We start from the raw sequence: 14,418 nt of genomic DNA on the forward strand, positions 1-14,418 counted from the left end.
GTCACCCCTGCCCGTTGGCGATGGACATCGGCATGGGCATCGACCCGACCATGATCTCGCCGAGGGTCTCGGCGTCGCCGGCGCACAGGGCGCGCAGCACCTCGAGGAAGGTGTGCGCAACGGTCGCAGCGGCTGGGGCGTCGTACCAGCGGCGGTCGTAGAGCAGCTCCAACCGCAGCCGATCAGCGTCAACCACGTTGACGACCAGCGGATACTCAGTGCTCTCCACTGCGCCGGCCACGGTGAGCGTGGCCCGGCCGGTGCAGACCGTCGGCGACAGCGTCTCGGTCACCACGATGCTGTGGAACAGCGGCACCCCGCGCGGGATCCCGGTGCACTCCTGGACCTCGCTGAGGGGCGAGTTCTCGTGCTCCTGCATACGCACCATCTGCGCCTGGACGTCGTCGAGCCAGGCGGGCACCGCCATTCCGGCGTCGAGGCGCACCCGGACGGGCAACGTGTTGAGCATCGGCCCGACGACCCGGTCGGCCCCCGGAAATGCGGCGGTGCGCCCGGAGACGGTGCAGCCGAAGAGCACGTCGTCGCGATCGGTCAGGTGACCGAGCGCTGTCGCCCAGGCGGCAGTGGCCACACTGGCCAGGGTGAGCCCGTGTCCGCGCGCGTATGCCCGGACGGTCCGCGTCTGCTCGTCGGTGAGGCTGAGCGTCACGTAGTCGCTCCCCCGGCGCTCCGCCTGCGGTGCCGGAACCGGCATCGGGGTGGGCTCAGTGACGTCGTGCAGCTGGGTGGCCCAGTACCGGCCCGATTCGACGGCATCCAACGTCCCGAGCCAGCCGACGTACTGCCGGAAGGCCGTCGCGGGCTCCAGGCGGGCCGGTCGTCCCTCCAGCAACGCCGTGTAGACCGCCATCACGTCGCGCAGGAGCAGATCGACACTCCATCCGTCGAGCAGCAGATGGTGATAGGTGAGGATGCCGGTGACGGCGTCCTCCGAACGGCTCAGCACCAGTTTCCAGAGCACCCGGTCGAGGGTCATGCCCGTACTCCGCTCGGCGACCGCGACTCCGGCCGCATCGTCCACCGTACGGATGAACAGTTCCGGTTCCCGCCAGACGACCTGAACCGGTTCCTGCCCGCTCTGCCAGTCCACGGTGGTCCGCAGGATTGCGTGCCGGCCCGCGGCCTCGCGCCAGGCCCGCTCGAACAGAGCCAGGTCCACCGCACCGGTCAGCCGGAGGTTCTGCTGGTCGATGTAGACGCCCTCGTCCGGGCGCAGAAGAGTCTGGAACAGCATGCCGGCCTGGGTGGTGGTGAGCGGATAGACGTCCTCGACGACTCCGGGCCCGGAGGTGATGAGGCGGACTTCGTCGTCGGTCAGGCGGGCGAGCGGGAAGTCGGAGGAAGTGTGCCCGCCGGGGTGTGCGACGCAGTACCGCACCAGTTCGTTGACGTGGTCGAGGAACCGCTCGGCCACCGTCACCACGCTCGACTCCGCCAGCCGCTCCGGAGGGTAGGTCCAATCGACCAGGAGCCGGTCCTCGCGGATCTCGGCCTCGATCTCGATCGGATGGGTACGGCGCTGCCCGGGTGCACGGTCGGCGCCGCACACCGGTGCCAGCATGCGCAGCGGACCGGTGGCGGACGGCGGTGTCACCCGGCCGTGATAGTTGAACACCACCTCGGCGTCCTGCTCGGCGCGCAACCGATCCGCCTGCGGGCTGGTACTGAGGTGACGCAGGAGGGCATGGTCGAAGCCGCCGTGGGGCATCGAGCGGAGATGTTCCTTGACGGTGTCGAGTGCGGCGCCGAGGTCATCGCCGTCGATCGACGGTGCGAACGGCACCACCGAGGTGAACCAGCCGACCGTACGGGAGATGTCGATGCCGGGCAGGGGATGGTCGCGGCCGTGCCGCTCGACGTCCACCCGCACCGAGCCACCGGCCCAGTCCCGCAGGGCCCGGGCGAGGGCGGTCAGCAGCACGTCCTCGACCTGCACGTGCCGGGCGGCGGGGGCGCCGCTCAGCAGCAGCCGGGTGTCCTTCACGCCGAGCTCGGCGCGCACGGTGCTGGCGGCGCCGACGAGGTCGGAGCCCGCGTCCGGGTCGCCGGGCAGCGCGGTCCCGGTCGGCACGGTGAGCCGGTCACACAGAGCCAGCACCGTCGGGTCGTCAGCGCGCCGCTTGAGCGCTGCGGCCCACACGCCGGGGTGCACCTCCGTGGCCGGCAGGGCGGCGTCCTGCCCGTCGGTGTCACACGCCGCCGCCAGGTCTTCGACCAGGAACCGCCAGGACACCGTGTCGACCGCGAGGTGATGGACGACGACGATCAGGTTGGCCGGCCGGTCCCGGCGCGTGACGAGCGCTGCGCGTAGCAAGGGTCCGCGGGTCAGATCGAGGCTTGCCTGCACCCGGTCCGCGACGGCCGAGAGTTCCTCGTCGTCGGCGATCGACTCGTGGATCAACAGGTCGGCATCCCCGGGTGGCTCGATGTGCTGCTGCCAGCCCGCATCGGTCCGGGTGAAGCGCGCCCGCAGCGCCGGGTGCCTGTTCACGACGGCGCGCAGCGCTTCGGCTATCACCGTCGGGTCCTCGATCTCGGTCTCCAGCAGGACGGACTGGTTGTAGTGGTGTGCGTCGGCCAGGTCGCAATTCAGGAACCAGGCTTGCATCGGCGTCGGTGGCAGGGTGCCGCCGATGTCGCCGGCCTCCGCCCCGGCCGCGTCCGAGGCGGTCGCCACCGGCTCGGTGTGCGCCGCGAGGGTGGCCACCGTCGGATACCGGAAGATGAGCCTCGGCGTGATCTCCAGGCCCTCCGCGCGGGCCGCGGCCATGATCTGGATCGTCAGGATGGAGTCGCCGCCGAGTTCGAAGTAGTTGTCGTGGACACCGACCCGATCGAGGCCCAGTGCTGCGGCCCAGATGGCCGCGACCCGCACCTCCACCTCGTCGCGAGGGGCGTCGTATCCCCGGTCGGCGGGTTCCGCGACGAGGTCCGGGGCGGGCAACGCCCGACGCTCGACCTTGCCGTTGGCGTCCAGCGGCACCGCGTCGATCGCCACGAACAGCGAAGGGATCAGGTAGCCGGGCAGGAGCCGGCCGAGAAACTCGCGCAGTTCACCCGCGCCGGGCACGCCGCCTGCGTCGTCGGTACCGGTACCGCTACCGACGACGTAGGCGACCAGCTGGCGGCGATTCTGCTGATCCGACCGGGCCAACACGATCGCCCGCTCGACGCCGGGATGGGTGGCCAGATGCTGTTCGATCTCGCCGGTCTCGACCCGGTACCCGCGGATCTTCACCTGGTCGTCGAGTCGGCGCTGGAACTGCACGTTGCCGTCGGGCAGCTGGTAGCCCCGGTCGCCGGTGCGGTACATCCGCATGCCGGGGCGACCGGTGTAGGGATCGGGCAGGAAACGCTCCGCGGTCAAGCCGGGTTGGTGCAGGTAACCCCGGGCCGGGCAGACGCCGCCGATGTAGATCTCCCCCGGCACGCCGACCGGCGCCGGGGCCAGATTTCGGTCGAGTACGTACATCGTCGTGTGCGGGATCGGACTACCGATCGGCAGCAGATCCCGATCGACTGGATCACCCACCGGCGTGTACACCGAGTTCGCCACGGACGCCTCGGTCGGACCGTACTCGTTGAGGATGTCACTGTCCGGAGCGAGGCTCCGCCAGCGGCGCAACGCGGAAGACGGAAACGCGTCCGCACCGACGGCGAGCACCCCCGCCAGTCCAGCCGCCTCCGCGGCGGTGAGTTGCTGGGTGAGCAGCTCCAGGTGACCCGGGGTCATCTTGAGGAAGCTGTACGGGCCACCGCGCACCAGTTCCGCGGCCAGTTGCGCCGGGTCGAGCCCTTCCGGCAGCAGGCGGACCGGTCGGCCGAGCAGCAGTGGGGTGTAGAGGTTCGGCACGATCATGTCGAATCCGACGGATGAGAAGAGAGCCGTGCCGCCGTCGCGCCCGCCCGTGTACCGATCGGCGCAGAACCGCAAGTAGTTGACGAGGCCGCGATGGTGGCAGGCCACCCCCTTGGGTCGTCCCGTCGAGCCCGAGGTGTAGATGACGTAGGCGAGCTGGTCGGCGTGCCGGGCCCCGGGCGGGTCGGTGTCGTCCTGCTCAGCTATCAGCTCGGCGTCGCGGTCGAGCAGGCATACCTGTCCAGGTGGGTCGGTCAGCAAGGTCTGGTACTGGTCCTGGGACACCACATGGGACAGCCCGGCGTCGGCCATGATGGTGCGGACCCGCGCGGCCGGGTTGTCCGGCGCCAGGGGCACGTACGCGGCTTGCGCCTTCAGCACCGCGAGCAGGGTGACCAGCAGCTCGGGGCTGCGCTCGACGATCACGCCGACCAGGCTCTCCGGACCGACACCGATGCCCTTCAGGTGACGGGCCAGCCGGTTCGCCCTGGCGTTCAGCTCCCGGTACGTCATCGTCTGCTCGCCCCAGAGCAGCGCAGCGGCGTTCGGCGTGCGGCGGACCTGTTCCTCGAACAGGCCATGGATGGTGGCATCGTCGGGGCCGGGCACCACGGTGTCGTTGATGCTCAGCAGACGGTCGTGTTCGGCCCGGCTCAGCACGGAGGTGTCGCGGAGCAGCCGGCCGGGTTCCTCGGCGAACGCTTCGGCCACCGTACGCAGGTGGTCGGCGATGCGTCGCGCGGTCTCGGGCTGCACGGCGCGCAACTGGTGGCGAAGGAGGAAGCGGATCCGGTCCGGCTGCTCCTCCACCATCAGGATCAGCGGATAGCCGGTGCGCTCGTACGTCTCGGCCAGGCGCAGACCCGCAGCGTGCGCGGCCGGACCGGTGCCCGGCTGGTTCTGGGCGATGACGATGGTGTCGAACAACGGCGTGCCCCTCGGCATGTCGCTCACCGCCTGGATGTCCGGCAGCGCCGCGTGCGCGTGATCGCGCATCCGCACCAGGTCGGTCTGCAGGTCGTTCAGCCAGCCGGCCAGGGTGTCGCTCCCGTGGTAGCAGGCACGTACCGGAATGGTGTTGATGAACAGGCCGACCATGTCCTCCACCGCGGGCAGGTCGGCCGGTCGCCCCGCCACCGTCGACCCGAACACCACCTCGTCCTGTCCGCTGTAGACCACCAGCAGCAGCGCCCAGAACCCGTGCGCCAGCGTGCTGGCGGTCAACCCCGCGTTCCGGGAGGCCGCACGCAGTCGGGCCAGCAGCGGGCCGTCGACGTCCATGGTGACCTCGCCGATCGTCCCGTCCGTGGCGGTGTCGTGGCCCGAACCGTGCACCTCCCAGGCCGTCGGCTCGGTCAGGCCGGCCAGGTACGCGCGCCAGAAGTCCTCGGTGGGTCCGCGATCCTGAGCGCGGAGCCAGTCGGTGAGACGCCGGTACGGCACGCCGTGGATCTCCGCGCGGCGCCCGGCACGCCGAGCAGCGTATGCGACGCCGAGTTGCTCGGTCAGCGTGGCGAGGCTCCAGGCGTCCAGGATCAGGTGATGGTGGCTGAGGACCAGCCGGGTGTGGGCTCCGAAGTCGATGAGAGTGGCGCGCACAGGTGGCGCCGAGACGAGATCGAACGACGCTAACCGGTCCTCCCGGAGGAACGCGGCGAAGAGAGCCGGGCGTTCGGCGTCCGGGCGGTCTCGCCAGTCGATCTTCCGGACCGGAAGCGCGAACCGCCGCAGCACCACCTGGGTCGGGTCGGCGACCCCCTCGAGCTGGACCCGGCTCCGCAGCACCGGGTGCGTGTCGACCAGGTCCTGGAGGGCCGCGGTCAGCGCCTCGTCGTCGACGGGCGCAACGGCGTCGATCACCGTCTGCTGGTGATAGTCCCCGCTGTCCTCGGACAGCTCGCTGTGGAAGAGCATGCCGGCCTGCATCGAGGTGAGCGGGTACGCGTCGGCGATGTCGGCGCGGTTGCGTAGCTCGGCCAGCGCCGGGTCCTCGACGTGACCGGCGACCGCCGGGGCACCCGTGGTCGGAACGACCTCGTCGGCAAGCCGGCGGACGGTCCGCAGACCGAGGATCTGCGCGGCAGTCGTCTGCAGCCCGGCATCCCGGGTGCGGACGATGATCTGCAGCGCGGAGATCGAGTCGCCACCCAGTGCGAAGAAGTCGTCGTCGATGCCGAGCTCGGCCAGGCCGAGCACCTCGCTCCAGACCGCGGTCAGGGTCCGCTGCGTCGGGTTCTCCGGGGGTGAGTACGGCGATCGCAGGTCGGCGCGGGTCAGCATGGGTACGGGCAGGGCCGCCCGATCGACCTTGCCGCTGGTGGTCAACGGAATGTGCGCCAGCGGCAGGTACATCGCCGGCAGCATGTAGGCCGGGAGGTCGCGGGACAACCACGACTCCAGCTCGTCGCGACCGGGCAGGGGACGGTCACCCGTACCGACGACGTAGGCCACCAGGCGGGTGTGCTGGTTCTCGCTGTGCGTCACCACGACGGCATCGGCCACCGCAGGGTGACCGCGCAGTACGGCGGAGATCTCCCCCAGCTCGATCCGGTTTCCATTGATCTTCACCTGGTGATCGACGCGACCCAGATAGTCCAACTGCCCGCCCGGCAGCGCGCGGACCACGTCACCGGTGCAGTACATCCGGTGCCCGCCGCCCGCGAACGGGTCGGGCAGGAACCGGTCGGCGGTCAGGTCGGCCCGGCGGTGATACCCGCGGGTGACGGCGACGCCGCCGATGTACAGCTCACCCTCTGTACCGGCCGGCACCGGTTCGAAGTTGTCGTCCAGCACGTACCAGGTCACGTTGTCGATCGGGTCACCGATCGGAACGCTCGTCCCGTCACTGCCCGGCTGCCAGGTGTGCGCCGACACCTCGATCGAGGTCTCGGTCGGCCCGTACATGTTGTGCACCTGCGCCGACATCAGCTTGGCGGCCCGGTCGGCCAGATCGGGCGGCAGTGCCTCGCCGGTGCAGAAGACATCGCTGACGCAGTCGAGATTCGCCACGGCGGGCTCGGTGACGAACTGGGCGAGCATGGACGGTACGAAATGGACGATGTCCACTCTCTCGGCTGCGATGATCTGCGCCAGATAGGCCGGATCGCGGTGTCCGCCGGGCCGGGCAAGGACCAACCGGGCACCGCTCACCAGCGGCCAGAACAACTCCCAGGCGGACACGTCGAAGCTGATCGGTGTCTTCTGCAGGATCGTGGTGCCGGGGCCGATGGGTCGCACGCGCTGGTGCCACAACAGCCGGTTGACGACCCCGCGGTGGGGGACCAGCACCCCTTTCGGGCGGCCGGTCGATCCCGAGGTGTAGATGACGTAGACCAAGTTGTCCGGATCGGCGGGCGACGGGGGTGCCTCGCCCGGCGGAAGCGAGTCGATGTCGAGCACCGGTACGCCGGCGCCGTTACCGTTCATCAGACCGTCGTGGGTGAGGACCACCGGCGCCGCGGTGTCGGTCAGCATGAACGCCAGCCGGTCGACCGGATAGTCCGGGTCCAGCGGCACGTACGCGCAGCCGGCCCGGATGATGCCCAGCAGGCCGGCCATCATCGCCACACTCCGCTCGGCGCACAGACCGATCGGGGTCTCCGGCCCGAACCCCCGCCGGCGCAGGGCCGCGGCGACCGCCGAAGCCCGTGCGTCGAGGTCCGTGTACGACAACGTCACACCGTCCGCGGTGATGGCCGGTTCCTTCGGCGTGGCCGCGACCTGGGCTCGAAACAGACTGTCGACCGTGTCATGGGGGTTCGCTCGCATGGCCGCACCATCCCGAGGCCGGCTATCCACGGTCTATCGGCGCCCTATCCCCCCGGGACCGGAGCGGCATCCGGCGCCGACAGGGATCGAACAGGGCCTCGATAGGTCGACCGGGCAACGTCGCCGGCATGACCAAGCCAAGGGCCATCCTGCACTCGGCCGTCGTGGCGCAGAGTGACCGGACGCCGGATGCGATCGCCGTGATCGACGGGAACACCGCCCTCACCTACCGCGACCTCGTCTCGGGAGCGGATCGGATCGCCGGCGCCCTCGTCGCCGGGGGAACCCGTACGGACGACGTGGTGGCGATCGTGCCGGACCGGTCGGCGGCCATGGTGACGGCGCTGCTCGGGATCCTCCGCGCCGGCGCGGCCTACCTGCCGATCGAGCCCGGCACCCCACCGGCCAGGACCCGGCAACTGGTCGCCGACGCGCGGGCCCGGATCTGTCTGGCCGGGCCCGGCGAGATCGCCAGCACGGCCGAGGCGCTCCGGTCGGTCGCCGTCGTCCTGCCGTTCAGCGTCGCCGGGCCCACCCCGGGACCCGCACTGCCGGACGTCCACCCGGACGGCCTCTGCGCCGTCTACTACACGTCCGGCTCGACGGGGCACCCGAAGGGGGTGGCCTGCACGCACCGGGGCTGGACGAACCGGATGGACTGGATGCAGCGGCACCACCCGCTGAGTCCCGCCGAGACGGTTCTGCACAAGACGACGTTGACCTTCGACGACGCCGCGGTGGAGCTGTTCTGGCCACTGGCCGCCGGTGGCCGGACCGCGATGCTGGCGCCGGGCGCGCACCGTGACCCTCGCGCGATCATCGACGCGGCGATCAGGTACGAGGCGGTACACCTGAACTTCGTACCGTCGATGCTGGAGCTGGTCCTCGACGAGCTGACCGACGCCGATGTCCACCGGTTGCACCGACTCCGCAGCGTGCTGTCCAGCGGCGAGGCGCTGCCCGCCCGGCTGGCCGAGCGGTTCCTGGCCCGCTTCGGGGACACGGTGACCCTCGACAACACCTGGGGCGCCACCGAGGTCTCGATCGACTCGACCTGTCATACCTGCACGCCTGAGGACCGCTCCGGGCCGGTCGCCTCGGTCAGCATCGGCCGTCCGATCGACCGCAACGAGGTCCTGGTCCTCGACGACCGCATGCAGGCTGTCCCGGACGACGAAGCGGGCGACCTCTACATCGGCGGAATCGGCCTGGCCCGCGGTTACCTCCACGCGCCCGGGCGCACGGCGGCAGCCTTCCTGCCTCATCCGTGGCGGCCCGGCGAACGGGTGTACCGCACCGGCGACCGCGGCCGCCGTGACCGTGCCGGCCGGCTCCACTATCTCGACCGTCAGGACCGGCAAGTCAAGATCCGCGGGGTACGGATCGAGCTGGGCGAGATCGAGGCCGTGATGCGGGGATGCGACGGAGTGTCCGATGCCGCCGCGACCACCTGGCGCGGGCCGTCCGGCGACGCCCGTATCGCGTTGTTCCTGGTGGTCGACCAGCCTGGCCTGACGGCCGCCCGGCTGCGCGAGCATGCCGCCGCGACCCTTCCGGGATATGCCGTGCCGTCGGCCATCGAACTGCTCGACCACCTACCCCGACTGCCCAGCGGCAAGCTCGACCGGCAGGCACTGCCGACGCCTGCGGCGGTCGAGCAGGACGAGCACGTGGCCCCCCGGACACCACCGGAAAAGGTGGTGGCCCGGATCTGGGAGGACATGCTGGGTGCCCCGCGGGTAGGCGCCACCGACAACTTCTTCGCTCTCGGCGGGCACTCCCTGCTGGCCATCCGGACCACCAGCCAGATGATCCGCACCTTCGGCACCGACATCCCGATGAACCTGCTCTTCGAGCATCCGACGGTGGAGGCGGTGGCCGCCCGTATCGAGGAGCTGGTCGAGCGCCAGGTCGCCGCCCTGAGTGACGAGGACGTGCTGCGCATGGCGCGCAGCTGACCGGAAGGACAACGAGATGAGCACCACGGAGCAGTTCCAGGTCGTGATCAACGACGAGGAGCAGTACTCCATCTGGCCGCTGCACCGGACCCCTCCGGACGGCTGGCAGCCCGACGGCACGACCGGCACCAAGGATGACTGCCTCAGCCACATCGACGAGGTGTGGTCGGACATGCGCCCGCTGTCGCTGCGCCGAAGCATGGACGGATAACCGACCCGGCGCGCGAAGGGGAATCCCGAATGACCGACACGACGAACATCCCATCGCCAGAAGCCACGGGCCCCAGCACCGTGGCCGCCGAGGGCTGGCTCCTGCGGCGACGACCCGGTGTGCCGGACGAGGATCGTGTCGTGGCGCTCGGACGCGATGCGGCACATTGCACCGAACTGCTCGACGGCGGGGATTCGTGGCTCGTCGCCCGTGGCCGGCCCGTCCCGCCTGCTTCGGTGGTGCTGATGTTCCCCGGCGTGGGCGACCAGCGTCCCGGTCTCAGCCGCGACCTTTATCACGCCGTACCCGCTTATCGGGCCGAGCTCGACCGGGTCAGCGAGATGCTCCGCCCCCTTCTCGATCAGGATCTGCGCGAGCTGCTGCTCACCGACGAGTCGGGCCCGACCGGGTGGTCCCTGCGGGAGCTCCTCCAGCGGGATGCCGGCGGTCCTCTCAGCCGGACCAGCCTCGCGCAACCGCTGGTCTTCGCCCTGGAGTACTGCCTCGCGCGGCTCCTGCTGCATTGGGGCGTCCGACCCGCCGCGCTGGTCGGATACAGCATCGGGGAGTACGTTGCGGCCTGCGTGGCCGGAGTGCTGGACATCCGGGACGCACTGACCCTGGTCACGCGCCGAGCGGCGTTGATCGAGGAGGTACCGGCCGGCGCCATGCTGGTCGTGATGCTGGATCCGGGCGACCTGGCCGAGCATCTCGGAGACGACCTGTGGCTCGCCGCAGTGAACGGCGCCGGGCTGTGTCAGGTGTCAGGGACGCCCTCGGCCGTCGCCCGGCTGGCGGAACGGCTGACCTCTGCGGGTGTCGCCACTCTTCCGGCGCCGGCCCGGCACGCCTTCCACTCCCCGCTGATGGATCCGGTCGCCCGGCCGCTGGAGCGTCTGCTGGAGAACATTCCCCTCACGCCGCCGAGCATCCCGGTGCTCTCCAACGTCACCGGTGACTGGCTGACCGACGAGGAAGCCTGCTCGCCCGGCTACTGGGCCCGGCACCTCTGCCAGCCGGTCCAGTTCGCCGGCAACCTGGCGCGCATGTGGGGGATGCCGCGCGTGCTGGCGGTCGAGGTCGGTGCCGGGCAGATGCTCACCTCGCTCGCCAACCAGCACCCCGCGCGTCCCCGCGGCCCGGGGACACCACCGGTCGTCGCCACCCTGACCAGCCGCGGCAACGACCATGGCGAGGTGGCCGCGATGGCCCGGGTGCTGGCACACGCCTGGGCGAACGGCGCCTGGGAACCCACCGCGGCCGGATCCGGGCCGGCGGACGCCGAGAGGGGAAAATCATGGACTTCGCGCTGAACGAGGACCAACGCCGGCTGCGCACCGAGATCATCGAATTCGCGCAGGCAAGCCTGGGCGAGCAGGCCGGTGCGAACGACCGCGAGGCACGGTTCGACCGTGCGGGGTGGGACGAGTGTGCCCGGTTCGGGGTGTTGGGCTGGCCCTTCCCGGCCGAGTACGGAGGCGCCGGACTGGATCCACTCAGCTGCGTCGTCGCCTTCGAGGCGCTCGCCTACGGATGCGCCGACAATGGTCTGGTCTTCGCGATCAACAACCACGTCTGGGCCTGCGCCGTGTACATCGCTGAGCACGGCACCCCGCAGCAGCGCAAGCAGTTCCTGCCGGGCCTGATCGACGGCTCGACGATCGGCGCACACGCGCTCACCGAGCCGGACGTGGGCTCTGACGCCCTGTCGGTGACCACCAGGGCCGTCGAGGAGAACGGTCAGTACCTCCTCACCGGAACCAAGTGTTTCATCAGCAACGCACCGGTGGCCGATCTGTTCGTGGTCTTCGCCGTTACCGAACCCGATGCGGCGCCGCAGGGGCGGCTGTCGGCCTTCATCGTCCCGGCGTCGACGCCGGGCGTCCGGGTCGTCCGCGAGATCGGTAAGGCCGGTCTGCGCGGGACCCCGATGGGCGAGGTCAGGTTCGAGGATTGCGTGATCCCGGAGGACTACCTGCTCGGCGCTGCCGGTGGCGGATACCGGCTCTTCACGTCGGCGATGGAGTACGAGCGCGGCTTCATGTTCGCCGCCCAGGTCGGCGCCCTCCAGCGGGTCATGGAGCGGTCCGTGGCGCATGCCAGTGCGCGCCGGCAGTTCGGCCGACCGATCGCCGCTTTCCAGGGCGTCTCACATCCCATCGCTGACATGCGAGTCCGTCTGGAGCTGGCCCGCCTGCTGCTGTACAAGGTCGGCTGGCTCAAGCGGGAGGGCCGGATGGCGATGCTGGAGGCGGCGATGCTCAAGCTGTACGCCAGCGAAGGTCTCGTCGATTCCGCTCTGGCAGCCCTGCAGATCCATGGCGCCCGAGGCTATGTCGAGGACCAGCCGATCGAACGTGAAGTACGCGACGCGCTGGCCGGCACGGTCTACGGCGGCACCTCGGAGATCCAGCGCAACATCATCGCTTCGCTGATCGGCCTGCCCGCATGAACAGCCGGCTCGCGACCTGTCATGCCCGAGGAGGCATCTCTTGACCACCCTCACCATCGCCATGGAACAGCCGCTGTCGTCTGTTTCCGCCGAGGAGTTCGGCCGCCGGATCTTCTTCGCCACCGCTGACATCCTCAACTTCCGCTTCGTCCGGAACGGCGATGAGGTCACCGCCGTCGACCTGACAGTGGCCGACCAGGGAGACGTCGACCAGGTCCGGCGCAAGGTCAACGCTGTACTGAACGACGATGTCCTGAGCCAGCTGACCCGTCCACCGAAGGTCATCTGGTCCTCCCCGGCCGAGCGTCCCGTCCCGGACGGGACCTTCGACCGGCTCATGGCCGACGGGGAGGCGTCGCCTTCCGGCCAGGGCCAGGTGGCGCTGGGCCCACAGATGCTGCACCTGATGGACGCCCTCGACGACACGATTCGCGACATCGTCGTGGACGAGTTCCGCGCGCGCGAACAGCGTTACCCGACGCTGATCCCGGCATCCGTGATGCACCGCTGCGGCTACCTGACGTCCTTCCCGCAGTACCTGATGTTCGTCAGCCGCCTGCACAGCGATCGAGACGTCTACCGCGACTTCGTGACGGACACCAGCACCGGCGGAGCGATGGTGCCCGATGTGCTCGACCGGTGCACCGGCGTGGACTACTGCCTCCCTCCGACCATGTGCTATCACACCTTCCACCAGCACGCCGACGGAACGCTGCCGGAGGACGCCGGCGTGGTGACCGCCCGCGGCAAGTCGTTCCGCCACGAGGAGAAGTACCACAGCGGTCTGGAGCGGCTCTGGGACTTCACCATCCGGGAGATCGTCTTCCTGGGCGACCGCGACCATGTGACAGCCGGCCGGCAGCGCCTCCTCGACCGCATTCTGGGTCTCACCGAGGATCTCGGCCTCAGCGGCCGGTGCGAGGTGGCGAGCGATCCGTTCTTCGGCGATCTCGACGTGGCCGCCCGCGCCACCTCGCAGCGTCTGCTCGAGCTCAAGTACGAGCTGCGGCTCGACGTCGGCGGCAGCCGGGACATCGCGGTCGGGTCGTTCAACCTCCACGAGCGCACCTTCGGATCGGCCTTCGGCATCCACATGTCCGACGGGGAGGTCGCGCACTCCGCGTGTGCCGGATTCGGCCTGGAGCGGCTGGCCTATGCCGTCGTGTGCCAGCACGGACTCGACCCGGCCGGCTGGCCCGCCCGGGTCGCCGAGTTGCTCGCCGCGCCTGACGGCCGATAAGTCATGACAACTGACAGGGGATTACCCGTGCGAGAGAACATCGCCGTCATCGGGGCGGGAACCATGGGGATCGGCGTCTCGCACGCCTTCGCCGCCGGCGGCCACCACGTGACCCTGGTGGACATCGGCAAACCCGCTCTCGACCGAGCGGCCGAAGAGATAGCGCGTAACGTGCGGCTCTTCGGCATGGTCGGTGGTACGCCGGAGAGCACACCGGGCGCAACGCTGGCGGCGATCACGTTCAGCACCGAGCTCGCTGACGTGGCCGACGCCGACTTCGTGGTCGAGAACATCACCGAGAACTTTTCGCTCAAGCAGCGGGTGTACCGAGAGCTGGACGAGATGTGCAAGCCCGCCGCGGTCTTCGGGGTCAACACGTCCGCGATCCCGATCACCCGCATCGCCGGGCTGACCGAGCGGGCCGACCGGGTCGTCGGCACCCACTTCATGAATCCGGTGCCGCTCAAGCCGCTGGTCGAGGTCATCCGCGGTTTCCACACCTCGCCCGAGACCATCGCCTTCACCCGTGACCTGATCTCCCGGCTCGGCAAGGACACTGCGGTGGTCGAGGACTCGCCCGGCTTCGTCACGAATCGCGCCATGATGCTGATGGTCAACGAGGCCATCTGCCTGTTGCAGGAGGGCGTGGCACCGGCGGCCGAGATCGACCGGCTCTTCGTCCAGTGCTTCGGGCACCGCATGGGACCACTGGCCACCGCCGACCTCATCGGCCTGGACACCGTGCTCTATTCGCTCGACGTCCTCCTGGAGAACTTCAACGAACCCAAGTACCGCCCGAGCCTGCTGCTGCGGAAGCTCGTCGACGCCGGTCACCTGGGCCGCAAGACCGGGCAGGGCCTCTTCGACTACCGCACCACGGACCCCACAACCGTTCCGGAAAGGAACTGA

General features: G+C 69.9%; 7 protein-coding genes. 6 read left to right on the forward strand and 1 reads right to left on the reverse strand.

What is annotated here, in order from left to right; genetic code table 11:
- Position 1: 1 nt before the first annotated feature.
- A complete protein-coding gene (locus tag ACQP03_RS22120) occupies positions 2-7,648 on the reverse strand; it encodes an amino acid adenylation domain-containing protein (RefSeq protein ID WP_433458239.1) in 7,647 nt (2,548 codons plus the stop codon).
- A gap of 128 nt (positions 7,649-7,776) precedes the next feature.
- Between ACQP03_RS22120 and ACQP03_RS22125 the strand changes: the two genes are divergently transcribed.
- The 6 genes from ACQP03_RS22125 to ACQP03_RS22150 are packed head-to-tail and all read left to right on the forward strand — an operon-like array spanning position 7,777 to position 14,418.
- Positions 7,777-9,606 (forward strand): non-ribosomal peptide synthetase, encoded by a 1,830-nt coding sequence (locus ACQP03_RS22125; protein WP_091606456.1) that lies wholly within the window; start codon positions 7,777-7,779, stop codon positions 9,604-9,606.
- Positions 9,607-9,622: 16 nt separating this feature from the next.
- Positions 9,623-9,817 (forward strand): MbtH family protein, encoded by a 195-nt coding sequence (locus tag ACQP03_RS22130; RefSeq protein ID WP_091606459.1) that lies wholly within the window; start codon positions 9,623-9,625, stop codon positions 9,815-9,817.
- A 29-nt stretch (positions 9,818-9,846) separates the two neighbouring features.
- Complete coding sequence (locus tag ACQP03_RS22135) at positions 9,847-11,130, forward strand: acyltransferase domain-containing protein (RefSeq protein ID WP_357128464.1); 1,284 nt, start codon at positions 9,847-9,849, stop codon at positions 11,128-11,130.
- On the forward strand, positions 11,115-12,269 hold the full coding sequence (locus tag ACQP03_RS22140) for an acyl-CoA dehydrogenase family protein (RefSeq protein ID WP_357128461.1): 1,155 nt from the start codon (positions 11,115-11,117) through the stop codon (positions 12,267-12,269). Before ACQP03_RS22135 ends, ACQP03_RS22140 begins: the two co-directional genes overlap by 16 nt.
- A 40-nt stretch (positions 12,270-12,309) precedes the next feature.
- Positions 12,310-13,509 (forward strand): hypothetical protein, encoded by a 1,200-nt coding sequence (locus ACQP03_RS22145; RefSeq protein WP_433458242.1) that lies wholly within the window; start codon positions 12,310-12,312, stop codon positions 13,507-13,509.
- A 27-nt stretch (positions 13,510-13,536) separates the two neighbouring features.
- Positions 13,537-14,418 carry a 3-hydroxyacyl-CoA dehydrogenase family protein gene (locus tag ACQP03_RS22150; protein ID WP_091606472.1) on the forward strand — a complete coding sequence of 294 codons (882 nt, stop codon included), beginning with the start codon at positions 13,537-13,539 and terminating at the stop codon, positions 14,416-14,418.

It is taken from the genome of Micromonospora sp. CA-248212 (assembly GCF_050948405.1).
Taxonomy (GTDB): domain Bacteria; phylum Actinomycetota; class Actinomycetes; order Mycobacteriales; family Micromonosporaceae; genus Micromonospora.

What these genes read in the sequence shown, in the direction of transcription:
- ACQP03_RS22120 (WP_433458239.1), bottom strand. Translation starts at nt 7,648, where the DNA reads ATGCGAGCGAACCCCCATGACACGGTCGACAGTCTGTTTCGAGCCCAG.
- ACQP03_RS22125 (WP_091606456.1), top strand. Translation starts at nt 7,777, where the DNA reads ATGACCAAGCCAAGGGCCATCCTGCACTCGGCCGTCGTGGCGCAGAGT.
- ACQP03_RS22130 (WP_091606459.1), top strand. Translation starts at nt 9,623, where the DNA reads ATGAGCACCACGGAGCAGTTCCAGGTCGTGATCAACGACGAGGAGCAG.
- ACQP03_RS22135 (WP_357128464.1), top strand. Translation starts at nt 9,847, where the DNA reads ATGACCGACACGACGAACATCCCATCGCCAGAAGCCACGGGCCCCAGC.
- ACQP03_RS22140 (WP_357128461.1), top strand. Translation starts at nt 11,115, where the DNA reads ATGGACTTCGCGCTGAACGAGGACCAACGCCGGCTGCGCACCGAGATC.